This is a genomic window from Pantoea sp. SIMBA_079 (assembly GCF_046940275.1).
In the GTDB taxonomy this organism is placed as follows: domain Bacteria; phylum Pseudomonadota; class Gammaproteobacteria; order Enterobacterales; family Enterobacteriaceae; genus Pantoea; species Pantoea borealis.
Map to the genome: position 1 here is coordinate 1 of NZ_JAWRYR010000860.1, position 240 is coordinate 240.

The 240-nt window shown below is 73.8% G+C and carries 1 pseudogene; it reads right to left on the minus strand.

Annotated features, from left to right (window positions below):
* Positions 1 to 240 (minus strand): annotated as a pseudogene (locus SB719_RS22375) (hypothetical protein); the annotation flags it as partial.

A 240-nucleotide genomic window follows, 5' to 3' on the forward strand; every position in this document is an offset into this window, starting at 1 on the left:
GTTTCGATCAGCGGCAGGAAGCCGAGCAGCAGCAGCGCCGCGCCGCCGATCGAGCCGAGCAGCGCCGCGCGCGGCACCACGCGCGTGATCCAGTCGCCGGCGAAGGACAGCACCAGCTTCAGCAGGCCCATGACCACCAGCGAGGCCATGCCCAGCTGCCACACCGCCAGGCCCGCCGCCTGCGGATCCAGGCCCTGCTGGCGGAACCCCGCGAACGCGGGTCCCAGCACCAGCAGCGCC